This window comes from Streptomyces yamdrokensis, assembly GCF_053890455.1.
Genome location: NZ_CM132679.1, coordinates 3,745,886 through 3,762,915, shown reverse-complemented (window position 1 = coordinate 3,762,915; position 17,030 = coordinate 3,745,886). Strand labels below are relative to the sequence as shown.

Genomic DNA, 17,030 nt, shown 5'->3' with positions numbered 1-17,030 from the left:
CGCCGCCGGCCCGCTCACTGCTGGTCGGAGTACCCGATGTCGCCCACCGTCCAGGCGCTCACGTCGGCGAGCGCCACGCGGTACATGCCCCCGGTGTCCGGGATGCCGTAGCTCCCCTGGAGGATCCGGGCGACGTGAAAGTGCAGGTGGGAGGGGTGCGACAGCTCTTCGCCCCGGCCGGCCTCCGCGAACGGGACGGCGAAGTGGCTGAGCCGCGCGGAGTCGCGCAGCACCTCCGCCACGCGTTCCCGCCACAGGGCTTCGGGGGCCAGCCGCCCGGTGATGACGGCGCCGGGGATCACCACGGTCAGTGACATCTGGCTGTCCTGGTCCGACTCGACCATCGAAGCGATGGCGACAAGCAGATCGTCAGGGTGCGACATGGTCGAACAGCGTAGCCGAGCCCCGGTCCGGTGGGGTGATGCGGGTCCGGATCACTTCGCCGTGGCGGCTGTCGGGCCCCGCGACGGGGGCACGCGCGGAAGGCGGCGGCCCCCGTCTTCCCACCGGGGACCGCCGCGGGCCTGGGCCGGTGCCCCTGCCGGGACCGGCTGTCAGGGCTGCAGGGGCATGGTCCGGCAGTTGGACGCGGTCCGCTTGCCGGACAGCCGGTCGGTCAGCCAGTCGACGGCGTCGCCCTGGTCGGTCAGCAGCGGGGCGAAGTGGTTGAGCAGCGCGCTGCCGACGTTGGGGAGCAGGACGGCCTTGTACGTGACGTCGGCGCCCTTGGCGCACCAGTCGACGGCGAGGTCGCGGGCCTGCCCGTGCGGCACGAGGTTGTCGCTGACGCCGGTGGCCAGGCGCACGGGGCCGGACGGCTTCATCGTGCCGATGAGCTGCTTGTCCAGGAAGGTCTGGAGCGCGGGCGTGGCGGCGATGATGTCGCCGAGGGACTTTCCGTCCTTGGTCCACCTGGTGCTCTTGGTGAATCCGTAGCCGAGGAGGGCGTCGCCGACGCACATCGTCGAGAGGTCGTCGAGCGCCGCCCTGCCGGCCGCGTTCAGGTGCGCCTCGGCGATGGGCTTCAGGGACGGGTCGGACTGGAGGAAGCCGCTGAGCGACCAGCCCAGCGCGCCGGCCAGCTCGCTGCCGTCGATCGCCTTGGTGACGGCGGTCAGGTCGGCGGGCGGAGCACCGGAGTAGGTCCCGGACAGGGTGACGTCGGGGGCGTAGGAGGACTGGAGCTCGGCGGCCGCCGCGGTCGCCCCGCCGCCCTGGCTGTAGCCGTAGAGCCCGACCGGGGAGTTCGCGGTGACCGACGCCCCGCGGACCGAACGGGCGGCCCGGACGGCGTCCAGGACCGCGTGGGCCTCGTCGACCCGGTTCACGTAGGTGTGCAGGCGGTCGGTGGTGCCCAGGCCGGCGTAGTCGGTGACGACCACGGCGACGCCCTTCGCGAGCAGGCGGTAGATCACCAGGTCCTCGTAACCGACGGACACCGTCTGCCCGTTGAACCGCAGCGGGTGCTCGAGGCCCATGGAGGCGGCGCACTGGTCCCCCTGCCCCAGGGTGCCGGGTGCCACCGCGACCAGGGGGCGCGGTCCGGTGCCCTTCCAGGCGGCGGACGGCTCGATGTACGCGCCGGTGACGGCGACCGGCCGGCCGCCCGAGTCGGTGGACTTGTACATCAGCCGGGTCGCGGTCCCCGGCAGCGGGCCCTTGAGGCTGGGCAGGCTCAGGGCCAGCGGGAGGGGCTCGCTGCGGATGAGGGTGCCGTCGGCGTCGGGCAGGGACGTGGGCGGGGTGTAGAAGGCGGGGATCGTGACACCCCGGGACACGACCTCGTCCGTCGCCGCGGCGGGGGCGGCCGCGACGGCTTGGGCGCCGAGGCAGGCGGCGGCGGTGACGGCGGCGGCCAGAAGCCGGGGGCGCGGGCGTGCGGGCATGGCGAACCTCCTGTGGAGCGGCTGTCGGGAAGCGGCCTCCGTGCCGGGGCGTCCCGTGATCGGCCCGGACAGGGAGGTGCGGCGGCGAAGCCGGGGAGCTGTGGGGTTGCGGAACTGTGGGGCGTTGGGGCGTTGGGGCGTTGGGGCTGCGGAGCTACGACGGCACGGCGGCCCGGCGGCGCGGTGGGGCACACGCGTCCCGCGGGCTTTCCCGCGCCGCTCGGAAGTGGTTCGGGCTGAACTTACCTACCGGTAAGTTACTAGCGGTAGCAGTAGGAAGGTCACGGTTCGGTAATGTGACGGGCAGTCCGATGCCCCCATCGCCCGTGGGGTGCCGTGGAGCGCGGGCCGGGCTCGGCGCGTGGTCGAGACGGCGGTGTCGTCACTGGCGGCGCGAGGGCGGGTTGTCGGGGCGCGACGGCGGGCGGTGGCGGCACGGCCCGTGGCGACTTCCCCGGATGTCTGCGGCCGTGCCGCAAGGGTGTTGCAAGGTGGCTGCGACTTCTCGGGAATCAACTTCAACGGGACGGGCGGACCCTGACCGTGATCGGCCGACGGCACGTGGAGACGTGCCGCACGGTCAAAACGGTCAGCCGTACACCACCGACCACGGCCGCGGGGAGTCGTCCGGTGGCTGGTGGGCAGGGGAGCGGCGGGCGGCCGCGGTGTGGTCGCGGGCCAGGACGCCGGCCGCGAGGTCGGCGAAGCGGCCGGCGGCCGGGTGCGCTCCGCGGCCGGTGGGCCAGGCGCCGCTGACGCGCTGGGTGAGGGGGCGGCCGGCCAGGGGCCGCCAGGCGACGCGGGGTTCCTTGCGGGCCACCGGACCCTGGTCGAAGGCGACACCGTGCCCCGCCGTCACCAGCGCGAGCAGGAACTCGGGGTTCGACGCGTGCCGGACCCGGCCGGGTACGAAGCCCTCCGCGCGGCACACCTCGAGGACCCGGTCGTACCAGCCGGGCGCCTGCGCACGGGGGAAGAGCACCAGGTCGTGCCCGGAGAGCTCGCCGAGCGCCACTTCCGGCAGCCGGGCCAGCGGTGACGTACGCGGCAGGACGGCCCCCAGGTCCAGCGAGACCTCGGGGCCGAGCCGCAGTTCGGTCGCGTCGACCGGATGGTGCACGAGCCCGACGTCCAGCCCGCCGGAGGAGAGCAGCCGTACCTGCTCCTCGGTGGTGACCTCCTGAAGGTCCACGGACAGCCCGGGAGCGTGGTCCGCGCAGGCGGTGAGCAGGGCGGACAGCACGGCGGCCGTGGTGTCCGGCGGTACGCCCGCACGCAGCGTGCCGAGACCGCCGTCGGCGGCACGGCGGGCCAGCGTGCGCAGCCTCTTCTCCCGGGCGAGGAGTTCATGGGCCTCGTCCAGCAACGCCGCACCCGCGGAGCTCAGCCGGACGCCGCGGTGCGAGCGGTCGAACAGTTCCGCACCGAGTTCCTTCTCCAGCCTGCGGATCGCCTGACTGAGCGGCGGCTGGGCCATGCCCAGCCGCTCGGCGGCCCGGCTGAAGTGCAACTCGTCGGCTACGGTGACGAAAAGACGCAGGTGGCGCAAGAGATCCACGGTCACGACCCTACGCGAAGGCGGCAGATGGGAGCCGTACGCGGGGTCGTGCGGGAGGGGCGCGCCGGAGCAGGCCGATGGCCAGGGGGAAACAGTGACCGACGATCATTCCCGTACCTCCACCCGTACCGATGTCCGTATCCGGCAGGTCTTCGCCGAGGCGCGGGCCGAAGGGCAGCTGCACGCGATCCCGGTGCACGCGGGTGCGGAGGCGGCCGGCGCGGGGGCCGGGGCGGAGCCGGGTGGGTGTGAGGTCGGCGTCGGCGCCGACGACCCCGTCGTGATCGCCTCGATCTTCAAGGTGCTGCTGGTGCTGGAGTTCGCCCGGCAGGCCGTCGCCGGCCAGCTGGACCCGCGGGAGCGGGTACGGGTGACCGCGGCCGACCGGCTCGGCGGCTGGGGGACCGCCGGATGCCTGGACGACGTCGAACTGTCGCTGCGCGACCTCGCCCACTTCGCGATGTCGGTCAGCGACAACTCGGCGGCCGACCTGCTGCTGAGCCGCGTGGGCCTGGACACCGTACGGCTGCTCGCGGCGGAACTCGGCCTGGAGCGGACCAGGATCGTGGGCGGACCGCGAGATCTGCTGGAGTCGATGCTCGCGGAGGTCGGGGCGCGCGACGAGCGGGACTTCGCCGTCCGCTATCCCGCCCTGCCGGACGACCGCAAGAGACGGCTGGCCGTGCTGGATCCCCGCCACACCACGGCGAGCACCCCCCGCGAGATCACCCGGCTGCTCCGGCTCGTCTGGACCGACGCCGCCGGCCCACCCGAAGCCTGCGCGCTCGTACGCGACTTGATGGCGCGCCAGGTCTTCCGGCACCGGCTGGTGTCGGGTTTCCCGGACGACGTGGCGGTCGCGGCCAAGACCGGGACCCTGCCGGGGCTGCACATGGAGGCGGGCGTCGTCCGCTATCCCGACGGCGGGTGCTACGCGATCGCCGTCTTCGCGCGGACGCACGACCTGGCGGCGTCCCGTCCCACGGTGGACGCCGCGATGGGCAGGGCCGCCGAAATCGCGGTCGGTTTTCTCCGGGGCGAGGGCCGGTGACCCGACCCCACCTGACCGGAGCGCATATGCGTTCGCCTATCGGCTGAGCCGAATTCCGGTCTTGGACACGGGAGTTCACGCACTGATCTGCTGGCGCCATGACCAAGGAAACACGTTTCGCGGGCCTCGGCCGTCGTACGGTACTGCGCGGTGCCGCACTCGGCGCGACCGCCCCGCTGATCCCGGCCGCGACCGCCACCGCGGCCACCGCCGCCACCGCGGTTGCCCCTGCCACGGCCGTCGACGCCGGCGCGGCGTCGTTCCGCTGGCTCGGCACCGCCGGCTGGCGCATCGACGTCGGCGACCGGACCGTACTCTTCGATCCGTACCTCACCCGCTTCTCCACGGGCCTCTTCGACGGCGCCTTCGACCCGGGGACCCGCCTGCGGACCCTGCCGGAGGCCGTCGACGCGCACATCGGCAGCCCCGAACTCGTCCTGGTCAGCCACTCCCACTGGGACCACCTCGGCGACGTGCCGTACATCGCCCGGACCACCGGCGCCCGCGTCGTCGGCACCGAGACCACGTACCACCTGCTGGTCGCCCTGGGAGTCGACGCGGGGCAGATCTCCGTGGTGAAGGGCGGCGAGGTGCTGGATTTCGGCGGGATCGTCGTCGAGGTCGTGCCGAGCCTGCACAGCCGCAACAAGAAGTGCGCCTACTTCGCCCCCGGCACGCTGAACTCCCGCCCCGCGAAGGCCCCGAGAACCATCTCGGACCTGCCGGAGGGAGACACCCTCGCCTTCCGGGTGACCGCGGGCCGGGGCGGCCCGTCGGCGTTCCTCATGGGAGCCAGCGACTTCTGCGAGCGGGCGGTGCGGGGGCTGCGCCCCGACCTCGCGATGATCGCCGTACCCGCGGGCGCCGCCACACACCAGTACGTACCCCGGCTGATGCGGGCACTGGACGGGCCCGGTGTCGTCGTCCCCGTCCACTGGGACAACTTCGAGGTACCGCTGAGCGGTTCCCCCGTACGCGACCCGGCGATGGACCTGGACGGCTTCCTCACGCAGGTCGCCCAGGCGTCCCCCACGACCCGCACCGTCGTCCCGGACTACCGCACGGTGTACGACGCCGGCCTGCGCGGCACCGCCCCGGCACCCTCCCGGTGATCCTTCAGCGGCCGCTCTTCCCCTTGCCGACCGCGTTGCCGGCCGCGCTGCGGCGGGCCGTCTGCCCGGGGCGGCGGCTGCGCCGGCTCCGGGACGGGGACCCCGTGCGGGCGGGCTGGTTCTGGGCGGGCGGCGGAGTGAGCACGACGGGCACGCCCGACGGAGCCTGGGCTCCGGTGATGCGGCTCAGTTCGTCCTCGCCCGGACGTACCCGGGTGGTCCGCGGGGTGATGCCGGCGTCGGCCATCAGGCGGCTCATCTCCCGGCGCTGGTGCGGCAGGACCAGCGTGACGACCGTGCCGGACTCCCCGGCGCGGGCGGTGCGCCCGCCGCGGTGCAGGTAGTCCTTGTGGTCGCTGGGCGGGTCGACGTTGACGACGAGGTCCAGGTTGTCGACGTGGATGCCGCGGGCCGCGACGTTGGTGGCCACCAGGACCGTGACGTGGCCGTCCTTGAACTGGGTCAGGGTCCGGGTCCGCTGGGACTGGGACTTCCCGCCGTGCAGGGCCGAGGCCCGCACACCGACGGCCAGGAGCTTCTTGGCCAGCCGGTCGGCGGCGTGCTTGGTGTCCAGGAACATGATCACGCGTCCGTCGCGGGCGGCGATCTCCGTCGCGGTGGCGTGCTTGTCGTCGTCGTCCACGTGCAGCAGGTGGTGATCCATCGTGGTGACCGCGCCCGCGGACGGGTCGACGGAGTGGACGACGGGGTCGTGCAGGTAGTTGCGCACCAGGCGGTCGACGTTGCGGTCCAGCGTGGCGGAGAACAGCATGCGCTGGCCGCCGGGACGCACCCGGTCGAGCAGGGCGGTCACCTGCGGCATGAAGCCCATGTCGGCCATCTGGTCGGCCTCGTCCAGGACGGTGATGGCGACCTGGTCCAGGCGGCAGTCGTCCCGGTCTATGAGGTCCTTGAGCCGGCCGGGCGTCGCGACGACGACCTCGGCACCGCCGCGCAGGGCGCTCACCTGCCGGCCGATCGACACGCCGCCGACCACCGTGGCGATCCGCAGGCGCAGCGCGCGGGCGTAGGGGGTGAGAGCGTCGGTGACCTGCTGGGCCAGCTCCCGGGTGGGAACGAGGACGAGCGCCAGCGGGTGCCGGGGCTCGGCCCGCTGCCCGCCGGTGCGCGCCAGCATCGCCAGACCGAAGGCCAGCGTCTTGCCCGAGCCGGTACGTCCGCGGCCCAGTACGTCCCGGCCGGCCAGCGAGTTCGGCAGCGTCGCGGCCTGGATCGGGAACGGGGTGCTCATGCCCTCGGTGCTCAGGGCGGTCAACAGCTGCTCGGGCATGTCGAGTTCGGTGAACGTCTCGACCGGCGGCAGTGCCGGGGTGAGGGTGACCGGCGGCGCGAACTCCCCGCCGGCCGCGGCGGGGCGACCTCCGCGGCCGCCGCCGCGGCCGCCCTTGGCCCCGCCGCGGGACGGAGCGCCCTGGCGGCCACCCGCCCCCTGGGAGCGGGAGCGGCCGCCCCGGCCGGAAGCCGCGGAACCCGCGGCCTTGTCCGTACGGGAGCGGGACGAGCCGGAGTTGCCGGTGCTGTTGTTCGAACGAGCTGTGTGGTTGCGGTTCATGCGGAACCTTCCTCGATGCGGCACGTATCGAGGAATTCCTCCTGACGGCGAGGTGCCGGCCGCATGAGAATTCGCAAGAATGAGCCGAAAAACGGTGGATCAGTGCATCACGGCATCGGCGGGTCGGCGGACGCCGACCGGTGGACGCGGTGAAGCAGCGGCAGGCGACCGCGCGTTGCGGGCCGCGAGCACGAGTGCGGCGCCGGCTTCGTTGCCGGACCGGGGAACGCAGTGGGCCGGGGCCCCGCACCACAGGGATGCGGGGTCCCGGCCACACACTGCGCGTCGGCGGCGTCAGACGCCGCCGACGGTGTCAGCGTACGGGTCAGGCGGGAACGATGTTCTCGGCCTGCGGGCCCTTCTGGCCCTGCGTGACGTCGAAGGTAACCTTCTGGCCTTCCTGAAGCTCACGGAAGCCGGAGCTGGCGATGTTCGAGTAGTGGGCGAAAACGTCGGGGCCGCCGCCGTCCTGCTCGATGAAGCCGAAGCCCTTTTCCGAGTTGAACCACTTCACGGTGCCAGATGCCATGCTGAATCTCCTTGAGGGCAGTGCCCGAGACCCACACCTTGTGGGACCCGTCGTCGCAACAATGATTCACCCGGCTGTAATCCCCCGGAAAGCCGCGAAGCCCTCCAAGCACGAAAAAGAGTGCTCGTCGACGGAAGGTCGGAAGAGCACTCACAAGCCTCTGGTAACCAAAATTGCAACTCTTCACTTTAACACAGATGGAAAGCCGCTGCGATCAGCCGTCGGCCGCGACCGGGTGATCAGCCGGCCGTGGCGGGTCGTGGGCTGCCGTGGAAGACCTGGCTGGTGTGCCAGGAGCGGTGGGCGGCGGCGACGGGGAGGGCACCCGGCCGAGGGCCGACGAGCGGGCGGCCCGCGAGCGCTGTGACGTACTCGCGGGCGGCGGGGCTGTGGCCGACGAAGCGCTGCGAGACCAGGATGCGGTGCCCCTCACCGATGCCGAGAACACCCTTGTCGAGGAGCTTGTGGTGCAGTGAGCACAGACACAGTCCGTTGTCCACGTCGTCGGGGCCGTCGAACGCCCACCAGCGAACGTGCGCGGCCTCCAGCCCGACCGGCACGGCGCCGACCCTTCCGTCGTAGCCGCAGAACGCGCACCGGTACTCGTACGCCGTCAGCACCCGCTCCCGCATCCGCGGGTCCCGCCTCCTGCGCACGGTCGAGAGCGGTTCGGTCCCGGACGGCCCCGGCCCGAGACCGAGGGCTTCGCACAGGTCACCGTGGAGTGAGGGCGGGAAGTGCAGGTCGAGCAGGACCCGTGCCATCCGGCCGAGCAGCGACGGCTCTCGCCGCAGTGCCGTGCGCAGTTCCGAAGTGAGCCGTCCCGCGGCACCGGCGGCCCGTAGCTCCCGCGCCCCGCTTCCCGGGCTGCCCGGTCCGTGTTCGGTGCGCACCTCCCACACCCCGTCGCTCACCAGATGGTGGAACGGGTAGGCGGGTGTCGTCCGGTGGGGCGGACCGAACTCGGCCAGCAGCTGCTTCAGCTCCTCCTCCACGACGCTGTAGCGCAGCTCGCCGTCGGCATCCCGCCGGAACCGGCCGAGCGCGTACAGGAGCAGCAGCGGCTTGTGCGGAGCGCGGCTTCCGCCTCTGGTCCACTGCCTCAGATTCGCGGCGCGCTCGAGCCAGTCCATGACCGGCGATCGTAGTGGCGCCTCGTCGGACGGAGATCGTCGCCGCCCGGGGCAGCCGCACCGGGCGCGCCCGGGTGGGCAGGACGGTGCGAGGCCGTGACCGGTCTCCCGTCCCGGTCACGGCCTCGCTCGGGTGAAGGACGGTCCTCGTCGGTTCAGCAGCAGCAGCCGAGCCGCCGGGCCGCCGGAGGCCGGTTCACAGGCGGACGACGATCAGAGCGACGTCGTCCCGTCCGCCGTCGGCCACGCCGAGCCGGGTGAGCAGGGTGTCGGCCAGATGGTCGGGGTGGAGAGAGGTGTGACGGCTGAGGGTGTCGGCGAGGCGGTGCAGGCCGGCGTCGATGTCCTCGCCGCGGCGTTCGATGAGTCCGTCGGTGTAGAGCACGAGGGTGTCGCCCGGGGTGTAGGACACGGTGGCCTGGGGGCGCGGGGCGGGATCGGTGAGGACGCCCAGCGGAGGGTCGGTGGCCTGGTCGAGCAGGACGACGGTGCCGTCCGGCCGGGCCAGGAAGGGCGGGGGGTGGCCGGCGCTGGTGTAGGTGAGGTGCTGCCGGCGGGTGTCGACGACGGCTTTGGCCGCGGTCGTGGCCAGTGCGCCTTCGAAGGTGCGGGCGTACTCGCTCAGGACGTCCATCGCCTTGCCGGGTTCGTCGATGGCGCGGACGGCGGCGGACAGGGCACTGCGGAGCATGCCCATGACGGCGGCGGCCTCCAGGCCGTGGCCGACCACGTCGCCGACCGCGACGGTGAACCGGTCGTCGGACAGGTCCACCACGTCGTACCAGTCGCCGCAGACGTTGAGGGACCGGGCGGCGGGCAGGTAGCGCACGGCGATCTCGCGGTGACCGGCCAGGTCCGGGGAGCGCAGCATGGCCTCCTGGAGGGTGAGGGCGGTACGGCGTTCCCGGTCGTGGGCCTCGCGGAGTTCCTCGTTGAGGCGCTGGAGCTCCTGCGCCCGCGTGAACAGTTCGGCCTCCATGGCCTTGTGCTCCCCGCCCGGGTGGTCCGGCCTGGGGCGGCGGGGGCGAGTCAGCATGAACTCGGTCATGTCCTCCACCCGGTGGATGATCCACCACACCTCTCCGTCGGGTCCGAGGACGGGTGTGTTGACGGGCGACCACCACTTCTCCTGGAACACTCCCGGGCGGCCGGAGACCGGGATGTCGTACTTCTGCACCGCCATCGTGTCCGGTTCCTTCGAGCGGATGACCCGCTGCAGGGAGGCCTGCAGATTGTCCACCCCGTCGGCGTCCGGGTCCGCCGGATTGTCGGGATGGACGTCGAAGAGGCGTCGGCCGATCATCTCCTCCCGGGTCCGGCCCGTGGCCCACAGGTAGGCCTCGTTGGCTTCGACGACCACCAGGTCGGGGTCCAGCACCAGATAAGGGCTGGGCGTCATGGCGAACAACATCCGGTAGTCGATCCGCGGTGTGGTCACAAACGCTCTCCTGTCCGGCCCCCCTGTCCTGTCCTGTCCTGTCCCCGGGCCCCGACTGCGCGTTCAGCCGCGCGCGGCGGTCCGTCGGCTCGCCGGAGGCGATGCCGGCACCGGCCACGCCGACCTCGTGGCCGGTGCGGGCCGCGACGGGTGGGCGGCGCGCGTCGTCCGGCGGGTACCACGGGTACGGCACACCGAACGCCGTGCCGACCCGGCTGCGTCCGGCCGCAAGGTTTTCCCGGGCCGACGGGTCGAGGTTTCCCCGGGCCGACGGGTCGACGGGTCGACGGGTCGAGTGTCCGGTGGGGTCTCGGCGGCGGCGTACGCCTCGTCGAAGCCCGCTCCGCTGAAGCACAGCGGGCGTGTGCGGGTGATGTCGTAGCGGTCGGCCCGGGTGATGAGCTCACGGAGGTGGCGGAGGCGTTCGATGCGGGCGATGCCCATGGCGCCGTTCCAGCCGGCTTCGCCGATGGCCGGGAGCGGGGATTTCGCGTGTCCGTCGGTGATGCCCGCACCGGCCACGTCGACCTCGTGGCCGGTGCGGGCGCGGTGTCGTGCCGAGGGGCTTTTCAGTACGGGGCGAGCAGGTGAGGGGCGAGCAGGTGAGGGGCGCAGGGCTGCTTGGCACGGGACAGGCGTGTGCGGGGTTCGGGAGCCGCGTCGGTGCGACTCCCGAACCCCGGACGCGAGTGCCGTCAGTTCTTGCCGAGGAGCTTGTTCATCTCCTCGATCTCGGCGGTCTGTGCGGTGATGATGTCACCGGCCAGCTTCTTGGCCGGCCCGTACCGGCCCTCGTCCTTCTCGGTGGCGGCCATCTCCACGGCGCCCTCGTGATGTTCGACCATCATGGTCAGGAACATCGTGTCGAAGCCCTTGCCGGACGCCTTCATCAGTTCGTCCATGTCCTCGGGGTCCATCATCCCGGGCATGCCGGATGCGTCGGAGCTTCCGTGGTGCATGCCGGGCATGGACGAGGGCACGTCCTCGCCCCAGGACTCCAGCCATCCGGACATCGTCTCGATCTCCGGGCCCTGGGCCTTCTCGATGCGGGAGGCCAGGTCCTCGACCTCGGGGGAAGAAGCCTGCGTGGCGGCCATCTCCGCCATCTGGACGGCCTGCTGGTGGTGGGGGATCATCTCCTGCGCGAAGGAGACGTCCTGGCCGTTGTGGGCGCCGGCGGTGTCCTCGGCGCTCGCCGAGGCCGACGTCTGCGCGCCGGAACCGGTGCCGGAGCCGTCGTCGCCGCCACAGGCGGCGAGGACGAGGGCGGCGGTCGCGGCCGTGGCGACGAGGCCGGTGCGCCGGGCGAGGGAACGGATGCTGGTCATGAGTGAACTCCTGCGGAGTATGTGAGTCGCTGCGCACACGGGGGCGCGGCATGGGCATGGCTGAGTGCCGTGTCCCGGAGGCCGGGGACGGCCGGCCTTGTCCTAGATCCGCAGGAGTTGCAGTTCGGCAAGCGAAGGCGGCGCACGACCGCCCTCCGGCTCGGCTGCCGTGGACCGGTGGCCGCCGGCCGGCGACGCCGCCTGACCGGTGGGGTCGGGCAGCAGCGCGGGAAGGACCGGGCCCGCGCCGACGGCACCGGAGGAACACGTCGCGTCGGCGTGCTGTGCGTGCCCGCTGCCGTCACTGCCGCCGTGGCAGACGGACTCGGCGCTCACCGAGCCCGTCATGTCCTCACGCGCAGCGGCGTGTGCGGCGGCGGAGGCGTGATGGCCGACGGAGGAGTGCCGGCCGGTGACGTCGGTCGCGCCGCCCGGAGCGAGGCCATGCATGCCGAACAACCCGGTCAGCAGCCCGAGCACCAGCAGCGTCGGCCACCACGTCGGTGGCGACGGCGCGCGGCGGAGCTGTGCACGGACTGTCACGGCTCTCATGCTACGGAATCTCGTCGGCCTCCGCGGGCAGGCGGGCGCTCTCGCCCGCGACAGGCAACACGTCCGGGCCGGTCCGCCGGCGCCCGAGGACGTCGAGTGCAGCCGAACCGCGACCACGCCACGCCGAAGGGCCCCACCGCGAACGGTGGGGCCCTTCGGCATCGTGCCCGGTGAGGCACCGGCGGAGGATACGAGATTCGAACTCGTGAAGGGTTGCCCCACCACGCTTTCCACATGTTCGCTTGGGGGCCGAGGAAGGTCGGGTGTGTTCCGGCCTGCGGCGGTGCCGAGGCGGGTAGGACGTCTGAACGGCGCCGTACACCGGCGAATGAGACCAGAACCGAGACCACCAGGGCAGGTGCCCGGCAGCTTGGAGTACACCTCTTCGTGGCGCCCGCCCTGCCGCGTGGCCAGGAGTTCCTGGGACAGCCCCTTGCCATTCCCTCAGGCGTCGAAGAGCAGCGCCGCACCCACGGAGACGACGGCCGGCAATAGCATGAGAACGGCTCCGTGCACACATCTGTTCTTGTTACGGGCGATCCGGCTGGTCGCGGTCAAGGCACGGAACAGGCGGGGGCGTGGGTCAGAGCTGGTCAGGAGGAGCTCGGACGCTAGTTCCGCACGTTTCTCCGCTCTGACCACATCGTCGAAGTAGGCGAGAGCGCGTGAGCTCTCCCTGATTTTCGGTCCGTAGCGGGGGAGCAGCGCTGTCAGGAGAAGCAGCAGGGCGACGGTTGTGGTGAGCGTCGCCGTCCACCACAGGGGTTGGGGCCCGAGGGCGGCGGGCGGTCGGCGGACCAGAAGGAGCCCGAGCAGCGTCCCCCCGGTGGCCAGCAGGACGGCGGCCTTGCCATCCGCCCGGCCTATCTCGATGTGGTTCTGGGCGATCAGTTCGCGTGAAAGTTCCACCACGTGCTCCGGATCGGCCGTCCCCGGGCGGCGGACGAGGTGAAGCCGGGGGTTCACCGGAAGTCCTCGTACAGGTTTTTTCCGTCCTCAGGGCCATCAGCGTCGCTGATCCGGCGCAGAATTTCGTCCCCCTGCGGTACCCCCACATCGCTGAGAACCCGCGCCAGATTAACGCCGACGAAGCCCTTGTCCTCCGGTGTCAGTGACTGAAGCGTCGTGGCGAGGGTGTGCTCCCAGCTGTTCTGGTCGGAGAGGACATCGCGGTGGGTCACCGTCCAATCGAGCACCTCTCGTGCTTGTTCCGGCTGATGCAGCAGCCAGAGCGCCGCCAATCCGACGGGGCCGCCCGCGACAACCTCCCGGTAGAAGCGGTACGCCTCGCGGTGCGCTTCGCCGAAGCCTGCGGGAAGGAGTGGTACCGCACCGGTGCCGGGAGTGGGCAGGAACGCGGCCGGTGGGTCCAGGAACCAGTAAGTGAGGCCGAAGCCGTCGATCACCTGGGGCCGACCCGGCGAAGCGACCTCGGTCGTACCGAAGTGAGGCGGCGGCTTTCTCAACGGGTCGGCGGTGCCGGGCAGGGCTGCGTTCTCGCTGACGTGACCGGCCACCAGGTGCCGGGCCCGTTCCTCGGTGATCTGGTTTCTGGCCGCGAGGACCGGGTTGCTGATCTTCCAGGCGGCCCCGTAGCGGGCGGGGGGTTTCGGAGGCCGGCGCGGGATGTCGACCGACATCCGCCGCTCCGCGAGCGAGACCCACACGATGTCGTAGAAGTCTCCCTGACGCACGGCGCGCATCGTCGGGCGCGGATATCCCCAGTAGTCGCCGCTGCGGGGTGGCACCACCCCGTCGTCCCCGTCGTCCGAGAGGAACACCAGGGCCCGGTCGGTTGAGACGCCAAGGCGGTGGCGGAAGAGCTGCCAGGCGGGCGAGGAGCCCAGAGATGTGATGAGCGGGCCGGTCATGAGGCGAGTCCTTCTGCCGGAGGGAACGTACGGGCGCGGTGGCGGCGCAGGACGAAACGCAGGACGCCGCGGTGGCTCCGGGCCACGCCGGAGAGAGCACTGAGCAGTTGTGGGAATGCGGTCTGCTGCCGTAGTCCTGGGTCGCTCTCGATCAGGGAGAGACCCGTCACGGTCGCTTCGTATGTGGCTGGATCGTCCAGAGCCGTGACCACGAGATCGAAGGCCCGATCAAAGTGATCAGCAAGCAGGTCTGCGAGACGTAGGCGCTCTGGGCCGGGCGCGCCGGCCGGGGGGAAGGTCGTACGACTCATCGAATCGATGACGTGCACCACCATGGTGTGGTGCTGTGTGCCTGGCTCTGCTGCCTGCCACGACCGCAGGCGATCGAGGACCGGCGTGTGGTTGGCCTTCTCGGAAAGAAGAACGCTGAGAGCGAAAGAAACCGCGGAGCGCAATCTGCGATCCAGATCCTCGTCCGGATTGTTGAGAGCGGCGTCCAAGAGGCTCAGAGCGATGGCGGGGCGGGCCAGGCCGTAACTGCCTGCGCAGGTCTCGGCCACAGTGCAGCGGAGAGGTACCGAGACGGCCCGGCTCCAGTGGCGCAGCTGATCCCGTACCGCTCCAGTGAGGACAGGGTGCTGGACCATCTCCCCGAGCGCGTAGGCCACCAGACGACGGCGCCAGCGTTTGTCCGAGGCGGCGAAGGGGACCAACTGGCGCAGAGTGTTCGGCCCCGTCGCGTGCACCAGAACCTTTCCGATCGCCCGCCCCGCCGCCAGCTCGATACCGGTGTGGTGGGGAGTCTCGTCCAGGGCTTTCCACAACAGCGGAGCCATGCCTTCGTAGTCCAGCCAAAGGCACCGAAGCAGGGCGTCCGACCGGTGCCGTCCGGAGAAGACGACCGGCTGGACGGGGTAGCGCTGTACCGCCATGGAGCAGGTGGGCACAACGCGGGCGCCGACGGACTCCAACCGCTCCTCGAAGGCCGGGCCGAGCAGGTCACGGCGTGCCTGTGGTTCCTGTCCGACCGGTGCCGGGCCGTCGCGTTCGTCGATGAGGGGGCGCAGGATCGCGCTGAATTCCTCGATGATCGTCCGGTCCTGTCCGGCCAGCAACGAGATCGCCGCCATCAGGGAGAGGCTGTCCGCTCGGTGGCTCGATTCCGCCAGCGCCCGGTGAGCCGCCGCGGAGCTGCCGGTCCGCAGCCCGTCGAGTACGGACGTGCCGGATTTCCCTGACGTGACGAGTTCGCGCAGCCCCTCTGCCACCTCGACAGCGTCCTGTGGCAGCGGGTGGGCATGCAGGTGACCGGCGAAGTCCGCTGAGCCGAGGTGCCCCAGCGCCTCAATTTTCTGTGCACGGGTGAGTTCGCCCGCCTTGGCCATGGCATTGAGAAGTCCGGCAGCTACATCGGCCGGCAGCGGCGGGTGGTGTACGACTTGCCAAGGCGTCGTGTCACGGGGGAGCGTCACCTCCGCCCGAACCGTGACGACCAGATGGGCACCCGATTGACGCAGCAGGTCGGCCAGCGCGGTGAGTCCGACTTCGCCGAGTGAGTCAGCCGCTCCCGAGGACAATCCTTGGAGCAGGTAACCTCGTGCTTCCCTGGGGCGCCAACTAGCGAGATCCTCCGACGAGTCCAGACCGGTGACGCCGTCGGTCCCGTGCAGTTCTGCCAGCAGTGCGAATGCGGTGGTGCCTGCTCCTGAGCTACTGCGGGCCCGCAGGACGAGGAGCCGGCTGTCCAGCGTCTTTCGGCAACGCGCGTAAGTCGGCGGCTCGACGAACCCGCGCAAGCGGGTGTGGACGTCATCCGCTGGGTACGGGCCCTCCCGCAGGCGGGGTTTGACGATCTGGTCCGTGACGGCTTCATCGAGCCGGGCACCGTTGATCACGGTCACGTCACCCGAGATCCCACCCATGACCGCAATGCCCTGATCCAGCCGTTGCTGGTTTTCACGGTAGGCACTTGCCTGGTCCGGCCGGCCGTCGGCGTTCGGGCCGTGCAAGGCCGGAGCGGTGTTCGTGTCGGTGCTCACCGGTGGTCTCCGGATTCACCGACCCGCTTGTCGCCCGCTACGTTGTCGCCGCCGCCCCAGTGCTGGTTGGTGCCGTGGTACGAGGTGGAAGAGCCGGTGTACGTGAAGTCCCGTCCGACGTTTCCCATCAATGCGGCGCCCTCGCCCACACGTTGGGTGTTGCCGCTGTAGTGCGTGCCGGGCCGAGTCACCGGATCCCGCTCCTGACCGGCAGGCGCGCCGACCTGCTCCGCGGACTCCTCTCGCGGTCGCAACCCGGCCTGGACGAGGTTCCCCGACGGAGACGGAACGTACAACCAAGCCCGCTGCGAGAAGTTCTTCCCCTCCACGGTGGCCGGCACCTCCACACAACGATCAGGGTGCAGTCCGGTGTAGGCACCGAGTACCGCGTCCTCGTAGACGCGCTGGGAGATGACCGCAACCACATGCGTGACCTCTTCGCTCGACGCAGCAAGGATGGCCTTGACCGGACGGGAGTCCAGCAACCGATGTGTGTCGTTCCGGGCCGTGCCGTTGCCGTCGCCGGGACTGTCGGCGTCCGGCAGTGGTCCGACGTGAACACTGGCCCGGAGCCGGATACGGGGACCGACGCACTGCCTGTTGTACGCGCCGAGGACGTCGTCCAGCACTCCCAGAAACGGCCAGAGGACGAAGGGCAGCAGCGCCGGGTCGAAGCCGAACACCACCCCGTCTCCGGTATTGGCCGGAAACCGCTTCGAGTCACGCAACTCATGGAGTGCCGCGCGTTCCAACGCCTGGTCGACGAGTTCCGGGATCAGCTGGCTCACCGGGCCGTGCTGCACGGCGGGAAGGCCGGTGAAGTCCTTCGCGTCGACGGCGAACAGAGCCCGGTAGGGAGGAAGCAGTCGGCTCTCGGCGTGGGGGGCGGGCATGGGCGTAGACATGCGTGATCTCCTCGTGGACGGTGGGCCGGTGACGAAGCCGGTGGCCGGCTGCTCC

The 17,030-nt window shown here is 71.3% G+C and carries 15 protein-coding genes; 2 read left to right on the top strand and 13 right to left on the bottom strand.

Translation table 11 applies throughout. The annotated features are described in order from the left end of the window. Window positions 1-14: 14 nt before the first annotated feature. From ACWZEH_RS16590 to ACWZEH_RS16580, 3 genes are all read right to left on the bottom strand, one after another. The gene (locus ACWZEH_RS16590) at window positions 15-383 is read right to left on the bottom strand and encodes a hypothetical protein (protein WP_456199274.1); all 369 of its coding nucleotides are present in this window, start codon (window positions 381-383) and stop codon (window positions 15-17) included. Window positions 384-554: 171 nt separating this feature from the next. Next, entirely contained in the window at window positions 555-1,886 is a 1,332-nt protein-coding gene (locus ACWZEH_RS16585; protein WP_456199272.1) for a lipase family protein, read from the bottom strand. A 589-nt stretch (window positions 1,887-2,475) separates the two neighbouring features. Further along, window positions 2,476-3,444 (bottom strand): LysR family transcriptional regulator, encoded by a 969-nt coding sequence (locus ACWZEH_RS16580; RefSeq protein ID WP_456199270.1) that lies wholly within the window; start codon window positions 3,442-3,444, stop codon window positions 2,476-2,478. Window positions 3,445-3,538: 94 nt separating this feature from the next. On the opposite strand from ACWZEH_RS16580, the gene ACWZEH_RS16575 reads away from it, so the two are divergent. Together ACWZEH_RS16575 and ACWZEH_RS16570 are read left to right on the top strand one after the other, a co-directional pair. Continuing rightward, a complete protein-coding gene (locus ACWZEH_RS16575; RefSeq protein ID WP_456199268.1) occupies window positions 3,539-4,495 on the top strand; it encodes a serine hydrolase in 957 nt (318 codons plus the stop codon). 98 nt (window positions 4,496-4,593) lie between these two features. Beyond that, complete coding sequence (locus tag ACWZEH_RS16570) at window positions 4,594-5,607, top strand: MBL fold metallo-hydrolase (RefSeq protein ID WP_456199266.1); 1,014 nt, start codon at window positions 4,594-4,596, stop codon at window positions 5,605-5,607. Window positions 5,608-5,611: 4 nt separating this feature from the next. Here ACWZEH_RS16570 and ACWZEH_RS16565 read toward each other — a convergent pair whose 3' ends face one another. The 10 genes from ACWZEH_RS16565 to ACWZEH_RS16520 form a co-directional block, all read right to left on the bottom strand. Next, entirely contained in the window at window positions 5,612-7,180 is a 1,569-nt protein-coding gene (locus ACWZEH_RS16565; RefSeq protein ID WP_456199264.1) for a DEAD/DEAH box helicase, read from the bottom strand. 325 nt (window positions 7,181-7,505) lie between these two features. Continuing rightward, window positions 7,506-7,709, bottom strand: coding sequence for a cold-shock protein (locus tag ACWZEH_RS16560; protein ID WP_042163016.1), 204 nt, complete (start codon window positions 7,707-7,709; stop codon window positions 7,506-7,508). A 239-nt stretch (window positions 7,710-7,948) separates the two neighbouring features. Then, window positions 7,949-8,842 carry a phosphorothioated DNA-binding restriction endonuclease gene (locus ACWZEH_RS16555; protein ID WP_456199261.1) on the bottom strand — a complete coding sequence of 298 codons (894 nt, stop codon included), beginning with the start codon at window positions 8,840-8,842 and terminating at the stop codon, window positions 7,949-7,951. A 196-nt stretch (window positions 8,843-9,038) separates the two neighbouring features. Next, window positions 9,039-10,280, bottom strand: coding sequence for a SpoIIE family protein phosphatase (locus tag ACWZEH_RS16550; protein ID WP_456199260.1), 1,242 nt, complete (start codon window positions 10,278-10,280; stop codon window positions 9,039-9,041). A gap of 695 nt (window positions 10,281-10,975) precedes the next feature. Continuing rightward, window positions 10,976-11,608, bottom strand: coding sequence for a DUF305 domain-containing protein (locus ACWZEH_RS16545; RefSeq protein ID WP_456199259.1), 633 nt, complete (start codon window positions 11,606-11,608; stop codon window positions 10,976-10,978). Between the two features lie 102 nt (window positions 11,609-11,710). Then, on the bottom strand, window positions 11,711-12,160 hold the full coding sequence (locus ACWZEH_RS16540; RefSeq protein WP_456199257.1) for a DUF6153 family protein: 450 nt from the start codon (window positions 12,158-12,160) through the stop codon (window positions 11,711-11,713). A gap of 444 nt (window positions 12,161-12,604) precedes the next feature. Continuing rightward, a complete protein-coding gene (locus ACWZEH_RS16535; protein ID WP_456199255.1) occupies window positions 12,605-13,126 on the bottom strand; it encodes a Pycsar system effector family protein in 522 nt (173 codons plus the stop codon). After that, on the bottom strand, window positions 13,123-14,031 hold the full coding sequence (locus ACWZEH_RS16530) for a hypothetical protein (protein WP_456199253.1): 909 nt from the start codon (window positions 14,029-14,031) through the stop codon (window positions 13,123-13,125). Before ACWZEH_RS16530 ends, ACWZEH_RS16535 begins: the two co-directional genes overlap by 4 nt. Then, window positions 14,028-16,070 carry a hypothetical protein gene (locus tag ACWZEH_RS16525; protein ID WP_456199251.1) on the bottom strand — a complete coding sequence of 681 codons (2,043 nt, stop codon included), beginning with the start codon at window positions 16,068-16,070 and terminating at the stop codon, window positions 14,028-14,030. Before ACWZEH_RS16525 ends, ACWZEH_RS16530 begins: the two co-directional genes overlap by 4 nt. Further along, window positions 16,067-16,975 carry a hypothetical protein gene (locus ACWZEH_RS16520; RefSeq protein WP_456199249.1) on the bottom strand — a complete coding sequence of 303 codons (909 nt, stop codon included), beginning with the start codon at window positions 16,973-16,975 and terminating at the stop codon, window positions 16,067-16,069. The genes ACWZEH_RS16525 and ACWZEH_RS16520 overlap by 4 nt, the downstream gene beginning before the upstream one ends. Between the last annotated feature and the right edge of the window lie 55 nt (window positions 16,976-17,030).